Genomic DNA, 23,117 nt, shown 5'->3' on the forward strand with positions numbered 1-23,117 from the left:
TTTATGATGATCCGTCAGCGGGTGACGATCACTTCATCTTGCATTCGGCCGCGTAGTTGTCCTGATAATTCGAAAAGATCTTTTCCGCGATCTGGGTTTCGTACTTCCCGTCGGGCCGCTTGGCGGCCTTGACGAGGTAGAAGTCCTGGATCGGATAGTGGTTGTTGCCGATCTTGAAGTTGCCGCGCAGGGACTGGAACTCGGCGGACTTGAGGCCGGCGCGGATCGCATCCTTGTCCTTCAGGTCGCCCTTGGCGCGCTTGACCGCGGCGTCGATCATCAGGGCGGCGTCGTAGGCCTGCATGGCGTAGGTACCCGGCACGCTGCCGTACTTCTTCTCGTAGGCGGCGACGAAGGCCTTCGATTGCGGGGTGTCGAGGTCCGGCGCCCAGTTGGCGCCGCCGAAATAGCCGACCGCCGCGTCCTTCTGGGCCGGCAGGGTGCTCTCGTCGACCGTGAAGGCGGAGAGGAACGGGATGTTGCTCAGGCCTGCCTGGCGGTACTGGCGCACCAGGTTGACGCCCATGCCGCCGGGCATGAAGGCGAAGACCGCGTCGGGCTGCGCCGCCGCGATCTGCGCCAGCTCCGCCGAGAAATCGAGCTGGCCGAGCGGGGTGAACATCTCGTTCACCACCTCGCCCTTGTAGGAGTGCTTGAAGCCGGCGAGCGAATCCTTGCCCGCCTGGTAGTTCGGCGCCAGCAGGACGAGGCGCTTATAGCCCTTGTTCTGGGCGTACTTGCCGAGCACCTCGTGGACTTGGTCGTTCTGGTAGGAGGAGACGAACAGGTTCGGGTTGCACTCCGCCCCGGCATAGTTCGACGTGCCGGCATTGGGCGAGATCAGGAAGGCGCCGCCATCGGTCACCGGACGCACCACCGCGCGCAGGACGTTGGAGAAGGTCGGCCCGACCACGAAGTCGACCTTGTCGCGCTTGACCAGTTCCCGCGCCTTGTTGGTGGCGACATCCGGCTTCAGCTCGTCGTCGACCGTCACCACCTCGACGTCGAGGCCGCCGAGCTTCTTGCCGAGGGTGTCGAGGGCGAGGAGGAAGCCGTCGCGGCCCTGCTCGCCGAGCACCGCCGAAGGGCCCGACAGGGTGAACATCAGCCCGACCCGGACCTTCTCGGCTCCTTGCGCGGCGGCGGGGCCGGCCAGCAGCGTGGCGCCCAAAAGCGCGGTCGCGAGGAAGCTGGCGTTCCGGATCGGAGTCATCCCGTGTGTCCCCTTCGTGTCGAGAGCATCGACGGCACTTGTCCGGTGCGACGCATCCGAAGTCGAGTCGGCGCGTGGAGCGAAAGCGGCGCTCTTACGTCGGGTCCCGACCCTGCTTCGCCGGAGATATTTTACGCATGAAATATCGTCTGGCAACCACCCTTGATGATTTTTCCGCCGTGCCGCATTCGTGTGCAGTGCAGCGGGCATAATGCTGAAAAACAAGCGTTTTTGATTGCTGCATCGCAGCATTCGGACGGGTGCTCACGATGGGCCGGCAAGGCGATGGCCAGATCGCCGGTGCATCGTCCCGCGCCCCCTTGCGCCGCGATATTTCAAGTATAAAGTTTCGTGGTCGGCGAGCCCGCCATCACGAGAAGGAGCCCTCCATGCGCGTCACGGTGATCGGCGGTGGCCCCGGCGGGCTCTATTGCGCGCTCCTGACCAAGAAGCGGCGGCCCGGCTGGCAGGTCGAGGTCTACGAGCAGAACCGGGCCGACGACACGTTCGGCTTCGGCGTGGTCTTCTCCGACGAGACCCTGCACGAGTTCCTGTCGCGCGATCCCCGCTCCTTCACCCGCATCCGCGACGCCTTCTCGTACTGGGACGACGTGGCGATCCATAAGCAGGGCCGCGTCATGCGCTGCGGCGGCAACGGCTTTGCCGGGGTGAGCCGGATGCGCCTGCTCCGGATCCTCCAGGAGCGCTGCCGCGAGGAGGGCGTGGAGCTGCATTTCGGCGAGAGCATCCCGCCCGACCGGCTCAAGGAGCGCTTTCCCGATTCCGACGTGATCGTCGCCTGCGACGGCATCAACTCGCGCATCCGCGAGCATTTTCGCGAGGAATTCCGGCCCGAGGTCGAGATCAAGTCCAACCGCTTCTGCTGGATGGGCTCGACCCGGCCGATGGACGAGTTCAACTACTTCTTCCGCGAGACGCCGCACGGCATCGTCTGCGCCCATACCTACCAGTACGAGCCCGGCCGCTCGACCTGGGTGTTCGAGATGGACGAGGCCTGCTGGCAGGGCCACGGCTTCACCGAGACCGACGAGGAGGGCTCGCGGCGGATCCTGGAGCGGATGTATGAAGAGGAGTTGCAGGGCCACGGCCTGCTCCTCAACCGCTCGACCTGGCGCCGCTTCCCGCGGATCTTCTGCCATCGATGGTCGCACGACAACATCGTGCTGCTCGGCGACGCCAAGGCCTCGGCGCATTTCTCGATCGGCTCGGGCACCAAGCTCGCCATGGAATGCGCCATCGCGCTCTCGGACGCGCTCGTCGACAAGGCGGAGGAGGACGTGCAGGCGGCCTTCGCGGCCTACGACCGGGCGCGCCGCACCGCAGCCCAAGTGATCCAGCACAATGCCGACGTGTCGCTCGCCTGGTTCGAGCACATGAGCCGCTCCTGGGACATGGATGTCGAGCAGTTCTCGATGGTGGTGATGTGCCGGGCGAAGTCCGTCACCTACGACAACCTGGTGGTGCGCGATCCGGCCTATGTCGCGGCGGTGGACGACGCGTTCTACGCCCGCCTCTACGCCGAGACCGGCGAGGATTACCGCGAGAGCCGGCCGACGCCGATGTTCACCGGCCTCTCGTTACGCCGGATGCGGATCCCGAACCGGGTCGCGATGGCGCCGATGGCACAGTACTCGGCCGACGAGGGCGGCAACCTCACCGACTGGCACTTCGTCCACTACACCTCGCACGCGCTGGGCGGTCCCGGCCTGCTCTTCACCGAGATGACCTGCCCGTCGGCGGATGCCCGCATCACCCCCGGCTGCCCGGGGTTGTGGACCGACGCGCACGAGGCGCAATGGGCCCGGATCGTCGACTTCGTCCACGCCCATACCGACACCAAGGTCGTGATGCAGCTGGGCCATGCCGGCCGCAAGGGCTCGACGCAGGTCGGCTGGGAGCGGATGGACCGGCCGCTGCCGGAGGGCAACTGGCCGATCGTCTCGGCCTCGCCCATCCCCTATCTCGAGCGCGTGAGCCAGGTGCCGGACGAACTCGACCGGGCCGGGATGGACCGGGTGCGGGACGACTTCGTCCAGGCCACCGAACGGGCGGCGCGGGCGGGCTTCGACATGCTGGAGCTGCATTGCGCCCACGGCTACCTGATGGCCTCGTTCCTCTCGCCGCTCACCAACATCCGCACCGACGAATACGGCGGATCGATCGAGAACCGCCTGCGCTTCCCGCTCGAGGTCTTCGCCGCCATGCGGGCGGCCTGGCCGGCGGAGCGGCCGATGTCGGTGCGCATCTCCGCCACCGACTGGGCCGAGGGCGGCATGACGCAAGCCGACACGGTGGCGGTGGCGGAAGCCTTGCACGAGGCGGGTTGCGACCTCGTCGACGTGTCCGCCGGCCAGACCGTCGCCGAGCAGCGCCCGGTCTACGGCCGGATGTTCCAGGTCCAGTTCGCCGACGCGATCCGCAACCATGCGGGCAACCGCGCGCCGATGGCCGTGATGGCGGTGGGCGCCATCACCGAGGCGGGCCAGGTCAACACCATCCTGCATACCCGGCGGGCCGACATCGTGGCGCTCGGCCGGCCGCACCTGTGGAACCCGAATTTCTGCCGCCAGGCCTCGGCCTGGTACGACGCCCGCACCCAGTCCTGGCCGAAACCCTACCTGCCCGGCCGCGACCAGGCCCACCGCGAGCTGCCGAAGGCGCGCGAGCAGGAGATCGCCTTGCGCCGCAAGGCCCGCCCGCGGCCGCATCAAGTGGGGCAAGGGGCTGGGCAAGGGGCTGGGCAGGAGGCCGGGCAAGGGGCCGGGCAAGGATCGGAGCACGCGACGGGGCGGGAGGCGGCCGAGTAGGGGGCGGGCCGCGCCTGCCCGTGCGGGCGGCGGCCTGCCGACCGTCGATGCACCGCGGCGTTTCTCCCGCCGGACAGAACTTTTTCACCAAGCACTAACGAAATGTCTTCTATGTAGTGATCGCCTTTATTCCGGGGTTCTAAGGTCAAGCCGGGCGGTCGCGCGATGAAGTTGTCGATCAAGCATGTCCTCGTCGGGACGATCATGACGCTGATGCTGTTCAGCGTGGCGCAGGGTGGCAATGGTATCCTGCGGCTGGTGACGCTGCGGGACGATATCGTCGAGATTGCCAAGACCCGGATCCCAGCCTCGAACCTGATCGGCCAGATCTACGCCGAGACCCAGAATTACCGGATCCACCTCTACCGCTTCGTCGTGACCTCGACCGACGATGCCGCCTACGACCGCAACGAGCAGGCCCTGATCGACAGCCGCAAGGCCCTGGTCGATCTCCAGGCCCGGTACGAGCCGCTGATCTCCGGGCCCGCGGAGCGGGCGGCGTTCGGGCGCTTCGTCGCCCAGTGGAGCCACTACCTCGAAGGCCAGAAGATGGTGACCGGCGCGATGGCCGCCGGCGATCAGGCCTCGGCGCTCGCCACGCTGACGGGCCCTGAGATGACCGGCACCAATGCCGAGGCGACCGGCGCCCTGAAGGCGATCGTCGCGATGAATGCCGGCGCCGCCCTGGCGAGCGCCGAGCAGAGCGGCGCGAGTGCCGGCAGCGGCATCCTGGCGGCGGTCGTGATGACGGCCCTGGCACTCGCGGCGGCGATCGGCGCGGCGATTTTCAGCCTCGTCGGCGTCGCCCGCCCGATCGCCCGCATGACCGCCGCGATGGGCCGGCTCGCCAACCACGACCTCGCGGCGCAGATCCCCGGCACGGGCCGCCGCGACGAGATCGGCGCCATGGCGGCCGCCGTGCAGGTGTTCAAGGACGGGCTGATCCGCACCCGTGCCCTGGAGGAGGAGACGGTGCTCGCCCGCGCTTCGGCCGAGGAGCAGCGCCGCGCCGGGATGCGCCAGATGGCCGATGCGTTCGAGCGGGCGGTCGGCGGCATCGTCGGCCAAGTCTCGGCTTCGGCGACCGAGCTGCAGGCCACCGCCGCGCAGATGACCGCCACCGCGTCGGAGACCGCGGCCCAGTCCTCCGCCGTGGCGGCGGCGGCCGAGCAGGCCTCGTCGAATGTCGGCACCGTGGCGGCGGCAGCCGAGGAGCTCGGCGCCTCGGTCCAGGAGATCGGCCGCCAGGTCGACGGCTCGGCCCGGCTGGCGCAGGCCGCCGTCGCGGAGGCCGGGCAGACCTCCCATCAGGTCCGGGCGCTGACCGAGGCCACCGCCCGCATCGGCGACGTGGTCGGGCTGATCTCGTCGATCGCCGCCCAGACGAACCTGCTCGCGCTCAACGCCACGATCGAGGCGGCTCGCGCCGGCGCGGCGGGGCGCGGCTTCGCGGTGGTGGCGGCCGAGGTGAAGGAGCTTGCCGGCCAGACGGCGCGGGCTACCGAGGAGATCACCGGCCAGATCGCGGCGATCCAGGCCTCCACGGGTCACGCGGCCGGGGCGATCGGCCAGATCACCGCGCGGATCGAGGAGATCTCGGTCGTCGCCACCTCGATCGCGGCGGCGGTGGAGGAGCAGGGCGCGGCGACCCAGGAGATCGTCCGCAACGTCTCTCAGGCGGCCGTGGGCACCGGCGAGGTGACGGGCACCATCGCCGGGGTGGCGGGCGCGGCGGAGGAGACCGGGGCGGCGGCGAGCCAGGTGCTCGCCTCGGCCTCGGAGCTGTCGCGGCAATCCGAGCATCTCTCGGCGGAGGTGGCGCGCTTCCTCGATACGGTGCGGGCGGCCTGAGGACCGCCCGCTTCGCGGCGGAGCGAGGACGCGTCTCCCGCATCCGCCGCCCGCCGGCCGGCCGTCACGGCCACACAGGCGCACCCTCCAGCCCCATCGTCTCCGGCAAACCGCAGATCAGGTTGGCGTTCTGCACCGCTTGCCCGGCCGCGCCCTTGCCGAGATTGTCGACCGCGCCCATCGCCATCACCAGGTTGCGCTCCGGATCGGCCGCGTAGCTGACGAAGGCGAGGTTCGAGCCGGTCGCCCATTTGGTCTGCGGCGGTGCGTCGGTCACGCGGACGAAGGCCCGCCCGGCATAGAAGCGCCGGGCGGCGTCCAGGCATTGGGCCGTGGTGGCGCGGCCGCGGCCGTAGATCGTGGCCAGCAGGCCGCGGGTCATCGGCACCAGGTGGGGCGTGAACACGAGGCCGGCCGCGCTTCCGCCGCTCAGCCGCTCGATCGTCGCGGCGATCTCGGGCATGTGGACGTGCTTGAGCAGGCCGTAGGGCACCAGGTTCTCGTTGCTCTCGGCATAGCCGAACCGGCTGTCGCCGCCGCGGCCGGCCCCCGAGATGCCGGTCTTGGCGTCGATCACGATGTTGCCGGGCTCGATCAGCCCCTCGGCGAGGAGCGGCGCCAGGGCGGTCAGCGTCGCCGCCGGGAAGCAGCCAGGATTGGCGACGCGGCCGTGGCCGGCGATCCGGTCCGGCCAGATGTCGGCGAGGCCGTAGGCCCAGCCCTCGGCGTAGCGGTGGTCGCCGCCGATATCGACGATCTTCACGTTTCCGGGCACCCGTGCCAGCGCCGCGGCCGAGCTGCCCGTGGGCAGCGACGCGAACAGCACGTCGAGCTGCGGCAGGGTCGCGGGGTCCCATCTCTCGATCACGAGACCGGCCAGCCGGGCCGGTACGCCGGGAAAGCGGTCCACCAGCCGGTGTCCGGCGCTGCTCTCGCCCGCGGCGTAGACGAGTTCGAAGGACGGATGGCCGGCGATCAGGCGCAGGGCCTCGCCGCCGCCGAAGCCGCTGATCCCGACGATACCGACGCGAATGCTCATGGAGGTGTGACCTTCTGAAGTGCGGGCAAAAGAAAACCCCCGGAGCCTGAGGGCTGCGGGGGTCTTTCGGAAATGCGAGCCGGGATCGCCTCCGTGGGCGGGACTACGCCGAGGTAGTCACCACGCGACACGGACGCGGAACGACGCGCAGCCGGAAGGCCGCCGCGGAGAGGCGGCGTCGGCGTCGGTCGCAAAGGGTCCGGCTTGCGGTCATGGCGCGGGACAGTGTCGTCGCCCCCCTCTCGCGTCAAGCGGAATGTCCGCCAGCAGCCCTCCACCGGATCGCGCCGGAATCCGGGCCCGCGGCGCTATTTCGGTCCGGGCCCACCCAGGCCGAGATCCGGGCCGGCGAACCGATCGGGGATCGGCGCGAAGGCTGTGGAAGAAAGTTTGGCGTCGCTGCCGGTCACGGCCGGTTCTCGGCATTGGGCCGGGTTCCTCTCGGGCGGTCTCGCGGCAGCCGGTGTGCCGGCTACCGCTTCCGAAGCCGATGCACCTGCCAGGTGAGCATCATGCAAGCGGTCCGAGGGCGATGCCCGCCATGACGGCTAAGCAAATTTCGCGAAAAGTGGTTGCCGGTTTCGCGACAAAAATCTGCGACAAAACAAGAGTCTAAGCGGACGTAGCGTTGGCTTGCCAACCAAGTCTGCTCAGAAATGGCTTCCCCGCCCGTGGTCGACGCTCGTCACCGAACGAATGCGCGTTCCTTGCCGGGCGGGATCCAGGCCGACAGGGCGTCCAGCACCGCCGCGACCGCGTCGGGATGGTTCATCAGCCAGGTGTGATGGTCCGGCACCGCCCGCACGGTCTCGCCGACGCCGAGCCGGGCACGCTCCAGGCTCACCAGGCCGTCATGCGGCCCCGGGATCCAGGGACGGAAGACCGGGATGAGCGCCAGCGTGCCCGCCACCACCGCCATTGGGCAGGCCGGCACCGGGATCGTCGCACGGGCATCGGTGCGCAGGTCGAGGAGCGCCGGGCCGAACAGCGCCCGCCCGAGCCGGAAGGTCGAGACGAGGTCGGCCGCCTCGCTGCCGCGGTTCGGGGTGCCCAGCATCACGAGGCCGGCGGCGAGATCGGGATCGGCGGCGGCGAGGTGCCGGGCGACGAGGCCGCCCATGGAATGGCCGACGAGGACGATCCGACCGCCGGCCCGCTGCCGGATCGCCGCCACGGCGGGGCGCAGATGCGCGGCGCAGGCGGCGAGGCCGAGGCGGCGGGAGGGGTAGCCGAGGCTCTCGACGCGGTAGCCGGCGGCGCGAAGGCGTGCCGCGAGCCGCGCCATGCTGCGTCGCGTGCGGCCCAGGCCGTGCAGCAGCACGACGATCATGCGTGCCCCGGGCGGGAACGGCCGGAGCCGCCACGGTCCATCATCATATCCGGGAGGGAGTGGTGGGCGCACTAGGGCTCGAACCTAGGACCCGCTGATTAAGAGTCAGCTGCTCTACCAACTGAGCTATGCGCCCGTCGCCCGAAGGCGAGAGGGGAACGGCCACCAACCGTTCCTCTGGTGCCGGCTGCTCCTCTGAGCGTCCGGTGCAAGTTGCCTCGAAGAGGAACCTGGCTTTTGTGGTGGGCGCACTAGGGCTCGAACCTAGGACCCGCTGATTAAGAGTCAGCTGCTCTACCAACTGAGCTATGCGCCCGCTCTCACAAGAGCGCCTCCGGGGAAGCCACCAAACCGCCCCGGCGGTGAGGGTCGTTTAATGGGCCGGCGGGGGGCTGTCCAGCCCCGATCCCGCCGGCTCGTTGATTTTTTGCCGGCTGGCGGTCCTTACTCCGCGGCGGCGTGCTGGGCGTGCAGGCGGCTGGCGCCGGCCTGCAGCTTGTTCAGGGCCGCGAGGTAGGCCTTGGCCGAGGCGACCAGGGTGTCCGGGTCGGCGCCGCGGGCGGTGACGATGCGGTCGTCCTGGCGCAGGCGCACCGAGACCTCGGCCTGGGCGTCGCTGCCCCCGGTCACCGCGTGGACGTCGTAGAGCTCCAGGGCGGCCTCGTGCGGGACCAGGGCCTGGATGGCGTTGAACACCGCGTCGACCGGGCCGTTGCCGTCGACCTCCTCGGTGACCGTGCGGCCCTCGATGTCGAGCTTCATCGTCGCGCGCTGCGGGCCGCGGGTGCCGGCGACCACCGTCAGGGAGACGAGCTTGATGCGGTCGTGGGCGGTGGCCAGATTCTCGTCGACCAGGGCCTCGATGTCCTCGTCGTAGACGTGCTTCTTGCGGTCGGCCAGCGCCTTGAACCGCTCGAACGCATCCTGGAACTGGTTGTCGGACAGCCGGTAGCCCATGTCGTCGAGCTTCGAGCGGAAGGCCGCGCGGCCCGAATGCTTGCCCATCACCAGCGAGGTCTTGTGCACGCCGACCGATTCCGGCGTCATGATCTCGTAGGTGGTCTGGTTCTTCAGCATCCCGTCCTGGTGGATGCCGCTCTCGTGGGCGAAGGCGTTCCGACCGACGATCGCCTTGTTGTACTGCACCGGGAAGTGGGTGGCGCCGGCCACCAGCTTCGAGGCGCGCACCAGCTGGGTGGTGTCGATGCCGGTTTCGTAGGGCAGCACGTCGCCGCGGGTCTTGATCGCCATCACAATCTCCTCCAGCGCCGCGTTGCCGGCCCGCTCGCCGATGCCGTTGATGGTGCACTCGATCTGGCGCGCGCCGCCCTCGATGCCGGCCAGCGAGTTGGCGACGGCCAGGCCGAGGTCGTTGTGGCAATGGACCGAGAACACCGCCTTGTCGGAATTCGGCACCCGCTCGCGAACGCTGCGGAACATCGCCCGGTACTCCTCGGGCGTGGCGTAGCCGACCGTGTCGGGCAGGTTGATGGTGGTGGCGCCGGCCCGGATCGCCGCCTCGACGCAGCGGCACAGGTAGTCGATCGGCGTGCGGGTCGCATCCATCGCCGACCACTCGACATCCTCGACGAGGTCGCGGGCCTGGGCCACCGTCTTCAGGATGATCTCCAGGACCTCGTCCTCGGTCTTGCGCATCTGGTGGGCCAGATGGATCGGCGAGGTCGAGACGAAGGTGTGGATGCGGCCGCGACGCGCGAACCGCACCGCCTCGCCGGCCCGCGCGATGTCGGCCGGGATGGCGCGCGCCAGGCCGGCGATCACCGCCGACCTGGAGCGGCGGGCGATCTCCGCCACCGCCTCGAAGTCGCCGTTCGAGGCGATCGGGAAGCCGGCCTCGATGATGTCGACGCCCATCGTGTCGAGCATCTCGGCCACCGCCAGCTTCTCCTCCAGCGTCATCGTGGCGCCGGGGCACTGCTCGCCGTCGCGCAACGTGGTGTCGAAGATCAGCACGCGCTCGGACGAGGACGGGGTGCGGGCGGTCTGGTCGGTCATGGTCTGGAATCCTGGTTCGCCCGGGACGTCGCGGTCACGCAGGGCGTCTGGCTGATGTCTCGACTTGTCCAAATCCCCCAAGGGCCCAGGCGCGCGCCCGGACGGCCCTCAGGGGCTGGTAAGGAGAAGAAGGCCGCCGAGGAGAAGCGCGCGCGCCCGCGCCGCCGAGAGGGCGGTCGTCGGAAGCGTCAGCGGGGAGCCGGCATGAGCCACGGCTCGCGTCTCCTGAAGGGGGGATGACCCAGTGCGAGGGTCGCTTGTGTAGCGGTCCGCGGGCGCGATGACAAGCCGCGGCCTGTGCTGCGCCGGCCCGCGATTGACCGCCTCCCGCCTGCTTGCGACAAGCTCGGCCATACGTGCTCAATCACAAGGTGGAGTCGTCCCCGTGTCGCACCTCAAGCCCGGGCTCGCCCTCGCGGCCCTCCTCGCCCTCGCCGCCTGCCAGTCGAAGCCGGCCGTCCCGCCGCCGGCCGCCGGCCTCGGTCCGGTCGCCGCGCTCCCCGCCGGGGCGCTCCCCGCCGGCACCGGTTGCGGCCCTGCCATCGCCCGCACCCAGGCGGTCGTCGACAGCGACGTCGCCACCGGCAATCTCAACGCCCCGGTCGGCAAGCGCTTCTCGGCCGATCTCGCCAACGCGTCGAGCGCCTGCGCCGCCGGCCGCGACGGCGAGGCCCTGCGCCTGCTGGCGGCGGCGAAGGCGCGGTACGGGTATCCGTAGGCTCTTCGAGCCCGCGCGACCTGATCGACGGAGCCGAACATCCGCCATCGTCATTCCGGGCTCCGCTGCGCGGCCCCGGAACGACATGGTGGGGTCACGACCGTCGCAAACAGTCGAAACGGCGCTTACAGAAGAGCCGCCCGCGCCGCCTGCTCCAGGTCGGCGATGAGGTCGCCGGCCTCCTCGAGCCCGGCATTGAAGCGGAACATCGCGCCCTTCGGCAGGCTGGCCGGATCGCGGCGCGGGTGGACCGGCAGCACCAGCGAGACGTGGCCGCCCCAGCTCTCGGCGATGCGAAACAAGAGGAGCGCGTCGACGAAGGCGTGAACCCGCTCGACCGGTAGCCCTTCGTCGAACACGACCGTGAACAGGCTGTTGCCGGCGCCGAAATACTCCCGGAAACGCCCGTGATAGGGGCTGTCCGGGCGCGCCGGGCTCAGGATCCCGGCGGTGAAGCCCTTCCCCTCGAACCACCCCATCAGCGCCGCCGCCGTGGCGGCGTGCCGGTCGAGGCGGCTCTTCGCGCCGTCGACCCGGTGGAACAGGCGGGCGCAGGTCTGGGGCGAGACCGCGCCGTGGCCGCTGATCCGCAAGCGCCGGCGCAGGCGGGCGAGGTCGGCCGCGTCGCGGGCGATCACGATGCCGCTCGGCGTGTCGCCGTAGCCGCCCTCGTATTTCGTCGTCGCCTGGATCGCGAGGTCGATGCCGTGGTCGAGGGGCCGGAAGCGCACGTGGCTCGCCCAGGTGTTGTCCATCGCCGTGCGGAGGCCCGCCGCCCTGGCCCGGGTCGCGAGGCCGGCGATGTCCGGGATCTCGAAGGTGCCGCTCACCGGCGCCTCGAGGTAGAGCAGCGTGTCGGCGGCCGAAAAACGCTCGCCCGCCCGCGCCAGCAGGGCGCCGACCTCCTCGCCCGAGGCGCCGGCCGGATAGGTCAGGAGCTCGGCCCGGCCGGTCCCGGCCACCGCCGCCTCGGACATGTAGCGCCAGGCCGGGAAGTAGATCCCCTCGGGAATCAGGACGAGCGTCGGCGCGAAGGCGTCGAGCACCGTCGCGATCGCCGCGAGGCCCGATCCGCAGACGATCGCGCCGGCGCCGCCGTGAAGCCCCGCGAACTTGGCGCAGACCGCCTCCGCCTCCGGCGACTGGACGACGCCGTACTCGGCGCCGCCATAGGGGGCGCGGCCCGCCGCGTCCGCCGCCTCGTAGTCGCCGAGGGTCTCGAAGCCGACGCTGCTCTGGCCGAGGGATCCGGGATCCGAGAAGGCCCGGGCGTGCCCGAGGCCGCGCGGGTTGAGATGGCCGCGCGCCGCCGCGAGATCGACGATCGGCGCGTGGATCCGGCGCGTCTCGGGGCGGCAGCCCGCCAGGAAGGCCGCGCGCCGCTCGACCTTGGTACCGGCGTCGGTCGGTGACGGGGCGGACGGTGACTGCGGCACGGCGGCTTATCCTCCGGGGGCGGGTGCCGTGCCGTATAGGCCCGTCCCGCCCGGCCCGCCACGCGGAATGCCGGGGAACGTCCGGCGCCGCCGGCGGTTCGGGTACTCGGCCGCGCATCCCCGCACCCGGCAGGAGCCCGAAGACCCCGATGCAATCCCCGCCCGACAACCTCGACGCCCACGCCCTCGGCCGCGCCGCCCCGGAGAAGGGCCTCGCCCGCGAGGCCTGCCCCTATGCCGAGGGCACCGACGCCCGCGAGCGCTGGCTGGCCGGCTTCGACGAGGCCGTGGCGGCGGGCGCCGAGCCGGTGACCGGCGGCCTCAAGCGCGAACCGGGGCGCTGACCCTCCGGCATGGACGCGCGCAACCCCGCCCACCCCACCCTCGACCGCAAGGCGGTCGGGGCGGTCGTCCTCGGCAACGCCCTCGAATTCTACGATTTCACCGTCTACGCCTTCTTCGCCAAGGCGATCGGCGAGGCGTTCTTCCCGGCCTCCGACGCGAGCCACAGCCTGCTCGCCTCGCTCGCCCTGTTCGGCGTCGGCTACGTCATGCGGCCGATCGGCGGCGCCCTGATCGGGGCGCTCGCCGACCGGGCCGGGCGCAAGCCGGCGATGCTCGTCACCATCGCCCTGATGGCGCTCGGCATGCTGATGCTCGCCGCCTGCCCGGGCTATGCGCAGATCGGCGGATGGGCGCAGGCCATCGTCATCGCGGGACGGCTGATCCAGGGCCTGGCGCTCGGCGGCGAGGTCGGCCCCTCCACCGCCTACCTGCTGGAAGCGGCGCCGCGCAAGCGCCGCGGCTTCGTGACGAGCTGGCAGATCGCGAGCCAGGGCTGCGCCGCCCTCTTCGCCGGCCTGCTGGCGACGGGCCTCGCCCTCGTCGTGGGCGACGCCGCCATGGCGGAATGGGGCTGGCGGGTGATGTTCCTGGTCGGCCTCGCGGTGGTGCCGGTCGGCCTCGTGATCCGCAGCCACCTGCCGGAGACGGCCGGCCTCGCCGAGGACCCGGACGCCGCGTCCTCGACCCGGGCGGTGATCGGCCGGCTGCTCAGCGAGCACGGCCGCCTGCTCGGCCTGACCTTCCTGGTCATCGCCGCCTCGACGGTCTCGAACGCCGTCGGCACCAACATGCCGGTCTATGCGGGCGCCACCCTCGGCTTGAGCGAGACCGCCGCGACCGCGGTGCCGATCGCGCTCGGCCTCGCCTCGGTCGCCTTCCCGCTGCTCGGCGGCTTCCTCGCCGACCGCTACGGCCGGCGCCCGGTGATGATCTGGCCGCGCGTCCTGATCCTGCTTCTCGCCGTCCCGGCCTTCGCCTGGCTGCTGCGGGACCCGACTCCGCTGGCGGTCTACGCCGTAACCTTCCTGCTCTCGGCCCTGTCCTCGATCAACGCCGCGGCGATCATCGTCGGCATCCCGGAATCGCTGCCGCGCGCGGTGCGCAGCTCCGGCCTCGCCATCGTCTACGCGCTGTCGGTCTCGGTATTCGGCGGCAGCACCAACTACGTCGTCAACTGGCTGATCGCGGCGACCGGCGACCGGATGGCGCCGGCCTGGTACCTCGCCGCCTTCAGCCTCGTCGGCACGGTGGCGGCCTGGCTGCTGCCGGAGACGCGGGGACGGGATCTCGATGCGGGGGAGGAGGTTCGGCGGGGGATGTGAGACGGGTCCCGCCCGGCCCATTCGAATAAAGCTTGTGGCGCGCCGCCCCTCTCCCGCCCCTGGCCGCGATACCGGGCAAGCCCGGCATCGCCTGAGGAGGGGATCCCGCCCTTGACTGGACTGGCGGCGATCAGGCGGGGATCGCGGCACCCGAGTCTGTCTTCACACCCTCCGCCGTCCCCCCAGCCCCCCGAGCAGCAAAGCCGCCGTCGCGGCGAGCCCCGCGGCGATGCCGGCGCTCGCCAGCGGGTGCAGGGTCGCCCGCGTATAGGCGCTGCGGCGCATCACCGGGACCGGCGGGTCGCCGCGCTCCTCGCCGGCCCGCACCGGGGCGTGGAGGGCGCCGGCCGGGTCGCGCGGCGGCTCCCCGCGCTTCTGGAGCGCGATGATCGCGGGAGCCAGCTGGTCGTAGGCGCCGGGGGCGAAGTCCTTGCCCATCACGAACAGCTTGCCGCCGCCGCCGACGACGATGTCGCGCTGCGGATGCACGGCGGCGTGCAGGATGGCGCGGGCGACCTCCTCCGGCGGGTAGATCGGCGGCGGCAGGGTCGGCTGGCGGTCCATGTAGTTGCGGGCACGGTTGGGCAGCGGGGTGTCGACGGAGGCCGGCTTGACCAGCGTCACCGAGACCGGCGCGCCCTCGGCGATCAGTTCCATGCGCAGCGTGTCGGTGAAGCCCTTCACCGCGTGCTTGGAGGCGGCGTAGAGGCCCTGGAACGGGAAGGCGAGGTCGGAGGCGATGCTGCCGACGTTGACGAGCGCGCCGCCGCGCGCCCGCAGGTGCTCGGCGGCGACGAGCGAGCCGTTCACCGTGCCCCAGACATTGGTGCGGATCAGCCGCTCGTGGTCCTCCTGGGCGATCTCGCGCAAGGGACCGTAGACCGTCAGTCCCGCGACGTTGACCCAGGTATCGAAGCCGCCGAACGTCGCGACCGCCCGGTCGGCGACGGCCTGGACCTGTGCCCGGTCGCCGACATCCGCCGTCACGGCGAGGGCGCGGGCGCCGACCTCCCCGGCCAATCGCTCCAGCACGTCGCCGCTGCGGGCGGCCAGCACCACCCGGGCGCCGCGCGCGGCGGCCATGCGGGCGGTCGCGAGCCCGATCCCGCTCGACGCACCCGTAATCACGATGACCTGCTCGCGCAGCGGCTTGTGTCGCATCGCCGTACTCCCTCCCAGTTCCTGTGTCGGGTGGCGCCGAAGTGACGTTCGAGCGCGGGAAGCGTTGCGACCTGCGCGGCTTTCGCGCACCCGGTGCGGGTTCCGCGGCACCGGCATCCGCCGTGCGCGAGGACGGCCCGGCGGTCCGGGCGGTCCTCGTGTTGCGCCCTAGGCTTTTGATTTCGCCGCATTTTTCGCAGCATGCCGGTATCCCCTTCGGGGCAAGGTGCGCTAGCTCCGGCTCCTGTCGGTCGATGCGACGCGCGAGCGGCCGGCACGCAGAACACGGATATCATGAGCATCAAGACCGCCGCCGCACACCGCTGGCGCTTCCTCGCCCCCGGCCGGCGCGTGCCGGGTTCGCCGCTGGCCTTCCTCCTCCTCGCCCTCGCTCTCGCGACCGGCGGATGGAACTACGTCGAGGGCGCCCGCAGCCGGGCCGAGGCCGACCGGCTCGGCCGGGTGATGGCGCTGAGCGAGCGGGTGCTGTCGACCATCAAGGACCTCGAGACCGGCCAGCGCGGCTACGTCCTGACCGGCCGCGAGGATTACCTCACGCCCTACGACGCGGCGCTCGCCCGGCTCGACGGCGAGCTGACCGCCCTCGACGCGGTCACGCTCGACCGGAGCCTCCGCGAGCGCCGCCGCCAGGTGGTCGCGGCCGAGCGGGACTACGCCGCCAGGGTCGTCGCCTTGCGCCGCTCGGAAGGCCCGCAGGCCGCCATCGACCTGATCCAGACCGGCGAGGGCAAGCGTGCCATGGATGCGGTGCGCACGCTCACCGCGCAGGTCCAGGACGGCGCCACCGCCGAGCTGAAGCGCCTCGCCGAGGCCGACGCCCTGCGCTCGCCGCTGCTCCCCCTCGTCACCCTGGTCTCCGGCCTCGCGGCGGTGGGCCTGCTCGCCCGCCTCGCCCTGGTGCGCCGGCGCGAGAGCCAGCGCATGGCCGACCTGCTGGAGAGCGTGCTGGAGAACGCGCCGGTGGGCCTCGGCTTCCTCGACCACGACCTGAATCTCCGCCACATGAACCGGGCGCTCGGCAACATGAGCGAGCGCGGCTTCGGCGCCGATCTCGGCGCCCCGATCTGGGCCTTCCTGCCCTCCTTGCGCGACGAACTCGCGCCCAAGCTCGCGGCGGCCCGCGACCGCGGCCTCGTCACCGCCAATATCGAGGTCGGGGTGCCGGCCGAGAGCGCGCCGGGCGGCATCCGCTACTTCGAGGTGAGCTTCTTTCCCCTGCGCCGCCGCGGCGGCGGCCGCGAGAGCGAGCGGGCGGACGGCGTCGGCATCGTCATGGACGACGTGACGCTTGGCAAGATCGCTGAGCGGCGCCGGGCCGACAGCGAGGAGCGCTTCCGCTCGCTCACCGAGGCGACCTCGGCCATCGTCTGGACCACCACGCCGGACGGCGCCTTCCGGGAGATCACCTCGGAATGGACCCGCTTCACCGGCCAGTCGCCGGCCGAGGCCGCCGGGACCGGCTTCCTGGAGGCCGTCCATCCCGACGACCGCGCGGCGACGCAGGCGGCCTGGGAGCACGCGGTCGCCAACCGCGCGCTCTACACGATCGAGCACCGCTTGCGCCGCCACGACGGCGTCTGGCGCCACATGGAGGGCCGCGCCGTGCCGATCCTGGAGGAGGGCGGACGGGTGCGCGAATGGGTCGGCGCGCATGCCGACGTCACCGCCCGCAAGGAGGCCGAGCTGGAGCTGGCCGCCGCCAAGGAGGCGGCGGAGGAGGCCAACCGCGCCAAGAGCCAGTTCCTCGCCAACATGAGCCACGAGTTGCGCACGCCGCTCTCGGCGGTGATCGGCTACTCGGAGATGCTGCAGGAGGAGCTGGAGGATCTCGGCGAGGAGAGTCTGCTCGGCGACATGCGCAAGATCGAGGCGAATGCCCGCCACCTGCTGGGCCTCATCAACGACGTGCTCGACCTCTCGAAGATCGAGGCCGAGCGGATGGAGATCTATGCCGAGGATCTCGACGTCGCCGAGACCGTGCGGGAGGTCGCCACCACCGTCGACGCCCTGGTGATCAAGAAGGGCAACACCCTCGACCTGCAGCTCGGCGAAGGCCTGGGCCGGGCGCATACCGACGCGACCAAGCTCCGGCAATGCCTGATCAATCTCCTGAGCAACGCGGCGAAGTTCACGGAAGGCGGTACCATCACCCTCTCGGCCGCCCGCGAGCGCCGGGAAGGCGGCGACCGGCTGCGCTTCACCGTCGCGGATACCGGCATCGGCATGAGCGAGGAGCAGCTGTCGCGGCTGTTCGAGCGCTTCACCCAGGCCGACGCCTCGACCACGCGGCGCTTCGGCGGCACCGGCCTGGGGCTCGCCATCACCCGCGCCTTCGCCCGGATGCTCGGCGGCGAGATCACCGTCGCGAGCCGGGTCGGGGAGGGGACCACCTTCACCCTGGAACTGTCGGCGCTCCACGAGGAGCGCGACCCGGCCGAGCCGGCGGCGGCCCTCACCCCCTCCGCCCCCGACGCGCCGGCCGCCCCTGCCGGGGCCGGCTCCAACCTCGTCCTCGTCGTCGACGACGACCCGGCGACCCGCGACCTCCTCGCGCGCTTCCTGCGCCGGGACGGGTTCGAGGTCGCGACCGCCGCCGACGGCCGCGCCGGCCTGGAACAGGCGCGGCTTCTGCGTCCCCGCGTCGTCCTCCTCGACGTGACGATGCCCCGGATGGACGGCTGGGCGGTGCTGCGGGCCCTGCGCGCCGACCCGGATTTCGGCGCGACGCCGGTGATCATGGTCACGGTGCTCGACGAGCAGAACCTCGCCTTCTCCCTCGGGGCCACCGACTACCTGCACAAGCCGGTGGAGTGGGGGGCGCTGAAGGAGGCGATGGAGCGCTTCCGGCCCGCCATCCACGAGGGGCCGGTCCTGGTGGTCGACGACGATCCCGACGTGCGCGAGCGCATGACCACGATGCTGACCCGCGAGGGCTGGCGGGTGGCGACGGCCGAGAACGGCCTCGCCGGGCTCGAGGCGGTCGGCGTGCGCAAGCCGGGCCTCGTCCTTCTCGACCTGATGATGCCGGAGCTGGACGGGTTCGGCTTCCTGCGGGCGCTGCGCGATCGGCCGGACTGGCGCGACATTCCGGTCGTGGTGCTGACCGCCAAGGACATCACGGCGGAAGACCGCCGCCGCCTCGCCGGCCGCGCCGACCGCATCCTGCAGAAGGGCCATCTCGGCATGGCCGATCTGGCGGCGACGCTGCGGGGGTTGATGAGCCCCGTCGTGAGCGGGGAGGGGGCGCCGCCGGCGCCGGATCGGGCGGTGGCGCCGTGACCGGGCTTGCCGGAGATCGCTCGCGGGGTGACGCCTCGTTCCGAACCGCTGCCGGCGCGCCTTCGCGAGGCTGCGTTCGACCATGCACGTCTACGGCGACGTCCGGCGCCAGGCCGGTCCCACGGCTTCGCGGAGGTCGGCCTCCCGGGCCGAGATCGCCCGGGCCTACGCGGGCATTTCCGCCGCCGACGACGAGCGGCCCCGGCTCCGGGCGGAGGTCGCGCGCTACCGCGCCCACCTCGCCTCGCGGCTCGGCGCCGCGGGGCCATTCCGACGGAGCGCCCTACCTGGACCGATCATGATCCTGCTTCGCCATGGCCAGAGCCAGTTCAACCTCCATTTCCACGCCACCGGCGTCGATCCCGGCATCGTCGATGCGCCGCTGACGCCGCTCGGGCACGAGCAGGCCGAGGCCGCCGCCCGAGCGCTCGCGGCGCAGGGGCTGCAGCGCATCCTGTGCTCGCCCCTGACCCGGGCCCTCCAGACGGCGGCCCCCATCGCCGACCGCCTGGACCTGCCGGTCCTGGTCACCCCGGCGGTGCGGGAGCGGCGCGGCGCCAGCTGCGACATCGGCACCTGCCGGACCGACCTCGCGCTCGCCTGGCCGCATCTCGACCTCGCCCATCTCGACGAGGTCTGGTGGCAGGGCGAGGGCGAGGCCGACGAGGAGGCGGACGACGTCTTCGCGGCCCGGACGGACGCCTTCCGGGCCGGGATGGCCGCCGACCCCGACTGGGCCCACACCCTGGTCGTGTGCCACTGGGGCTTCATCGCCGCCGTCACCGGCCGCAACCTCGCCAATTGCGAATGGGTCCGCTGCCGGATGGACGCGGGCGGGCGGCTCGTGGCCGTCGAGGAATGACGTCCAAGGGGATCCGCCGCTCCCGCTGACCGAAGGAAAGCTCGGCCGGCTCCGGGCCGGGGCGGAGGACCGCCGCCCTCGCCATTCGGTGATCTCGCGCTTCGTTGATCTCGCGGCTGTGCCGGCCTATGCATCGGCCCATGCAACTCCACATTCCTGCCGAACGCCCCGTGGCTCCCTCCGTGGCCCCCTCTGTGGTTCCATTGGCCTGCCCGTCGCCGCGGGCCGGAAAGGCGGCGCCGTTCCTGCCGATGAGCCGCGCCGAGATGGCGGCGCTCGGCTGGGAGTCCTGCGACATCGTGCTGGTGACGGGCGACGCCTACGTCGATCACCCGAGCTTCGGCATGGCGATCATCGGGCGGCTGCTCGAGGCGCAGGGCTTCCGGGTCGGCATCATCGCGCAGCCCGACTGGCAGTCGGCGGAGCCGTTCAAGGCGCTCGGCCGGCCGAACGTGTTCTTCGGCGTCACCGGCGGCAACCTCGACTCGATGGTGAACCGCTACACCGCGGACCGCCGCCTGCGCCACGACGACGCCTACACGGCCGGCGGGGAGGGCGGAAAGCGCCCGGACCGCTGCACCATCGTCTACACGCAGCGCTGCCGCGAGGCCTACAAGGACGTGCCGGTCGTCCTCGGAGGCATCGAGGCCTCGCTGCGCCGCATCGCCCACTACGATTACTGGTCCGACAAGGTGCGCCGCTCGATCCTGGCGGACGCCAAGGCCGATCTGCTGATCTACGGCAATGCCGAGCGTGCCGTGGTCGAGGTGGCGAACCGGATGGCCGCCGGCGAGGCGCCGCACGAACTGGATTCGATCCGGGGCGTCGCCCTGTTCCGCCGGGTGCCCGGGCACTATACCGAGCTGCCCGCCGACGACCTCGATTCCGCCGACGAGGCCGCGTCCCGCAAGCCCGGCGAGACCGTGATCCGGCTGCCGGCCTACGAGCAGGTCAAGGACGACAAGGAGGCCTATGCCCGCGCCTCGCGGGTGTTGCACCGGGAGGCCAATCCCGGCAACGCGCGCCCGCTCGTCCAGCGCCACGGCGACCGCGACCTGTGGCTGAACCCGCCGCCGATCCCGCTCACCAGCGACGAGATGGACGCGGTCTACGACCTTCCCTACGCCCGCGCCCCCCATCCCTCCTACGGCGACGCCAAGATCCCCGCCTGGGACATGATCAAGTTCTCGGTGACGATCATGCGCGGCTGCTTCGGCGGCTGCACCTTCTGCTCGATCACCGAGCACGAGGGCCGCGTTATCCAGAACCGCTCGGAGGGCTCGATCCTGCGCGAGATCGAGCGGATCCGCGACAAGACCCCGGGCTTCACCGGCGTGATCTCGGATGTCGGCGGGCCGACCGCCAACATGTACCGGATGGCCTGCAAGGACCCGAAGATCGAGGCGGCCTGCCGGCTGCCCTCCTGCGTCTTCCCGGACATCTGCCCGAACCTCAACACCTCGCACGACGACCTGATCCGGCTCTACCGCAAGGTCCGCGAGGTGAAGGGCGTCAAGAAGGTGATGGTGGCGTCGGGCGTGCGCTACGACCTCGCGGTCCGGAGCCCCGAATACGTCAAGGAACTCGTCACCCACCACGTCGGCGGCCGCCTGAAGATCGCGCCCGAGCATACCGAGCGCGGGCCCCTCGACAAGATGATGAAGCCGGGCATCGGCACCTACGACCGCTTCAAGGAGATGTTCGACGCGGCCGCCAAGGAGGCGGGCAAGAAGTATTATCTGATCCCGTACTTCATCGCGGCGCATCCGGGCACGACCGACGAGGACATGATGCACCTCGCGCTCTGGCTCAAGAAGAACAACTATCGCGCCGACCAGGTGCAGACCTTCCTGCCCTCGCCGATGGCGACCGCCACCGCCATGTACCACACCGAGGTCAACCCGCTGCGGGGCGTGCGGCGCGGCGCCAGCGAGCCGGTCGAGGCGATCAAGGGCTTGCGCCAGCGCCGGCTGCACAAGGCGTTCCTGCGCTACCACGACCCCGAGAACTGGCCGCTGCTGCGCGAGGCCCTGCGGGAGATGGGCCGCGCCGACCTCATCGGGCCGCGGCCGGACCAACTGGTGCCGTTCTCGCAACCGCCGGGCACCGGTCCGGCGGCGGGCAAGGGGCGCGGCCCGCAGCGGCCCGTGCGCCAGGCGGGCGGGCAGCGCTTTACGACGAAGGGCGTGCCGTTGCGGAAGTGAGAGTCTGCCGCGTCTGATCGGCGGCTGTGTTCAAGGCGACCTCCGATCATCGGCGGTTCGTTCCGGCAATTCTCTGTCGTGTCATCTGATAATCAGCCCTCCGGATCTGTAATTGCTGAAATTACAGATCCGGAGGGTAGGCCAGTTCTCGAATGACGGTCGAGCTAAGAGAATTCCAGGAAAATCTCAACATTGAAGCGGAGGGCCGGGGCGGCGTGCCGAGTCCGAAGTTCATGCTTCTCTTGGATGCTGTGATGTGTCCTCTGGACGATCTGCGAAAATCATCCGAGAACGCGCGCGCTCATCGGCTATTCACGTTTCGTGCTCTGTGTCCTTGCTGCGAAATCGGAGCTGTCACGTGCAAATACAAATCGCCGGTGACTGGAAGCATGACATGCGATGGCCCCGGGTGCGTGAAAGTGGATTTTTAATTTTTTACCGATCGCGGCATTCGCAATGCGCCTTCGGCAGACGATCCCCCCGCCGCACCCGGCGCCGAACCGTGCGTGTCGGCACAGCCCCCAGCGAGACTTGTGCGCAGGAAGCCGGCTGCCGCCGAAGCCGGGGCCGCCGGGCGGTGGAAGGCCTGGATCCGGGGATCCGCCAGCACGCCGGGCTGACCGTCCCGCGCCCAAGCGGGTGCCGTGGAGGGCGAACAGGGCGTCGAGCGCCTCGTCGATCCCAGCCGGGCCCGCCAGCTCCTCCCGAACGGCGTCGAGGGACGCGGCGCAGTGGCGGAGCTTGCGGCGCTGACTGCGAGTGAGAGCATCAAGCGGCGCGCCTCAATGCGGCAGCACCGGCACCGGGCAGACCTCTCCCCTCCTGGTCAGTCGCGGTCCAGCCGGCGGGCGGCGGGGTGAGGAGCGCGGAATCCGGGCGCAGCCCCCCGGAGATGGGCCGAGGCCTCGCGGAGTACAGAGCGGGAGTAAATTGCCGGAGGCTCGCGCCGGTCTTGACCGGGAGACACGCTTCACCGCTCCGACGCTTCCCCCGACGGGCCTCCGCCCGGTCTAGGCCGCGCTCATTCGCCCATGGACCCTGGACGATCGGAGACGTAATACTGGCGCAACAAACCTCCGCCAAAGTGAGGTATGGAAGGTGCAACTTCGGATTTGTCTCTAATTTGATGTGTTCCATCTACATCAATTGGACGAGATCGATCCCTCCCCGCGCTGTATCGGTTGCGTAGACGGCAGGCTTCCCCCGATTGAGAAGGGTCAACGCGATGATGGCTCAGGTACGGCGCAAGGTCGATCACTCGCAGGACGCGACCGCCGAGGCGATCCGGTCGCATATCAGGGCGCGGCTGGAGCGCTTGGTCTCCGCGCTGAAGGGCGGCGCTCAGTGATCTGAAGTCCGGACGATGACGTCCGGACTTCATCATGGGAACGGTATCCAACCGCGTCGCGGTCGGATACCGTTCCTCGGTCTTCGATTGTGCAGCATGGCCGGCGACGAGCCGGCTCTGTTTCGCCGGAACTTGCTCTGTACT

The 23,117-nt window shown here is 70.8% G+C and carries 15 protein-coding genes and 2 tRNA genes; 9 read left to right on the top strand and 8 right to left on the bottom strand.

The features are described 5' to 3' along the window. Positions 1 to 28: 28 nt before the first annotated feature. Positions 29 to 1,213: an ABC transporter substrate-binding protein gene (locus tag G4G93_RS02705; RefSeq protein WP_206289435.1), complete on the bottom strand. Its 1,185-nt coding sequence runs from the start codon at positions 1,211 to 1,213 to the stop codon at positions 29 to 31. 389 nt (positions 1,214 to 1,602) lie between these two features. Here G4G93_RS02705 and G4G93_RS02710 point away from each other — a divergent pair, with 389 nt between their 5' ends. Then, positions 1,603 to 4,041 carry an FAD-dependent monooxygenase gene (locus G4G93_RS02710; protein ID WP_165080897.1) on the top strand — a complete coding sequence of 813 codons (2,439 nt, stop codon included), beginning with the start codon at positions 1,603 to 1,605 and terminating at the stop codon, positions 4,039 to 4,041. Positions 4,042 to 4,206: 165 nt separating this feature from the next. Continuing rightward, positions 4,207 to 5,892, top strand: a complete 1,686-nt coding sequence (locus G4G93_RS02715; RefSeq protein WP_165080899.1) for a methyl-accepting chemotaxis protein — start codon at positions 4,207 to 4,209, stop codon at positions 5,890 to 5,892. A gap of 64 nt (positions 5,893 to 5,956) precedes the next feature. Here G4G93_RS02715 and argC read toward each other — a convergent pair whose 3' ends face one another. The 5 genes from argC to G4G93_RS02740 all read right to left on the bottom strand — a co-directional run bounded on the left by argC (position 5,957) and on the right by G4G93_RS02740 (position 10,277). Further along, complete coding sequence (argC, locus tag G4G93_RS02720; protein ID WP_165080901.1) at positions 5,957 to 6,931, bottom strand: N-acetyl-gamma-glutamyl-phosphate reductase; 975 nt, start codon at positions 6,929 to 6,931, stop codon at positions 5,957 to 5,959. Between the two features lie 685 nt (positions 6,932 to 7,616). Next, the gene (locus tag G4G93_RS02725; protein WP_165080903.1) at positions 7,617 to 8,261 is read right to left on the bottom strand and encodes an alpha/beta fold hydrolase; all 645 of its coding nucleotides are present in this window, start codon (positions 8,259 to 8,261) and stop codon (positions 7,617 to 7,619) included. A 60-nt stretch (positions 8,262 to 8,321) separates the two neighbouring features. Beyond that, positions 8,322 to 8,397: transfer RNA gene (locus G4G93_RS02730), tRNA-Lys, on the bottom strand. 104 nt (positions 8,398 to 8,501) lie between these two features. Further along, positions 8,502 to 8,577, bottom strand: a tRNA-Lys gene (locus tag G4G93_RS02735). A gap of 128 nt (positions 8,578 to 8,705) precedes the next feature. Next, complete coding sequence (locus G4G93_RS02740) at positions 8,706 to 10,277, bottom strand: 2-isopropylmalate synthase (RefSeq protein WP_165080905.1); 1,572 nt, start codon at positions 10,275 to 10,277, stop codon at positions 8,706 to 8,708. A gap of 385 nt (positions 10,278 to 10,662) precedes the next feature. Between G4G93_RS02740 and G4G93_RS02745 the strand changes: the two genes are divergently transcribed. Beyond that, positions 10,663 to 10,995, top strand: a complete 333-nt coding sequence (locus tag G4G93_RS02745; protein ID WP_165080907.1) for a hypothetical protein — start codon at positions 10,663 to 10,665, stop codon at positions 10,993 to 10,995. A 125-nt stretch (positions 10,996 to 11,120) separates the two neighbouring features. On the opposite strand, the gene G4G93_RS02750 is transcribed toward G4G93_RS02745, so the two are convergent. Next, a complete protein-coding gene (locus tag G4G93_RS02750) occupies positions 11,121 to 12,431 on the bottom strand; it encodes a PLP-dependent transferase (RefSeq protein WP_165080909.1) in 1,311 nt (436 codons plus the stop codon). Between the two features lie 149 nt (positions 12,432 to 12,580). Between G4G93_RS02750 and G4G93_RS02755 the strand changes: the two genes are divergently transcribed. Continuing rightward, on the top strand, positions 12,581 to 12,775 hold the full coding sequence (locus G4G93_RS02755) for an Rmf/CrpP family protein (RefSeq protein ID WP_165080911.1): 195 nt from the start codon (positions 12,581 to 12,583) through the stop codon (positions 12,773 to 12,775). Between the two features lie 9 nt (positions 12,776 to 12,784). Continuing rightward, positions 12,785 to 14,098: an MFS transporter gene (locus tag G4G93_RS02760; protein WP_165080913.1), complete on the top strand. Its 1,314-nt coding sequence runs from the start codon at positions 12,785 to 12,787 to the stop codon at positions 14,096 to 14,098. Between the two features lie 162 nt (positions 14,099 to 14,260). Here the strand turns inward: G4G93_RS02760 and G4G93_RS02765 are convergent, their stop codons facing one another. Then, the gene (locus G4G93_RS02765; protein ID WP_165080915.1) at positions 14,261 to 15,259 is read right to left on the bottom strand and encodes an SDR family oxidoreductase; all 999 of its coding nucleotides are present in this window, start codon (positions 15,257 to 15,259) and stop codon (positions 14,261 to 14,263) included. Positions 15,260 to 15,553: 294 nt separating this feature from the next. Here G4G93_RS02765 and G4G93_RS02770 point away from each other — a divergent pair, with 294 nt between their 5' ends. The 4 genes from G4G93_RS02770 to G4G93_RS36375 all read left to right on the top strand — a co-directional run bounded on the left by G4G93_RS02770 (position 15,554) and on the right by G4G93_RS36375 (position 22,973). Continuing rightward, positions 15,554 to 18,559, top strand: coding sequence for a response regulator (locus tag G4G93_RS02770; RefSeq protein ID WP_165080916.1), 3,006 nt, complete (start codon positions 15,554 to 15,556; stop codon positions 18,557 to 18,559). Positions 18,560 to 18,641: 82 nt separating this feature from the next. Next, positions 18,642 to 19,421 (top strand): histidine phosphatase family protein, encoded by a 780-nt coding sequence (locus tag G4G93_RS02775; RefSeq protein WP_246736475.1) that lies wholly within the window; start codon positions 18,642 to 18,644, stop codon positions 19,419 to 19,421. Between the two features lie 251 nt (positions 19,422 to 19,672). Then, positions 19,673 to 21,625, top strand: coding sequence for a YgiQ family radical SAM protein (locus tag G4G93_RS02780; RefSeq protein ID WP_246736476.1), 1,953 nt, complete (start codon positions 19,673 to 19,675; stop codon positions 21,623 to 21,625). Positions 21,626 to 22,850: 1,225 nt separating this feature from the next. Continuing rightward, entirely contained in the window at positions 22,851 to 22,973 is a 123-nt protein-coding gene (locus G4G93_RS36375) for a hypothetical protein (RefSeq protein WP_281409668.1), read from the top strand. The last annotated feature ends 144 nt before the right edge of the window (positions 22,974 to 23,117 follow it).

It is taken from the genome of Methylobacterium sp. DB0501, assembly GCF_011043735.1.
Taxonomy (GTDB): domain Bacteria; phylum Pseudomonadota; class Alphaproteobacteria; order Rhizobiales; family Beijerinckiaceae; genus Methylobacterium; species Methylobacterium alsaeris.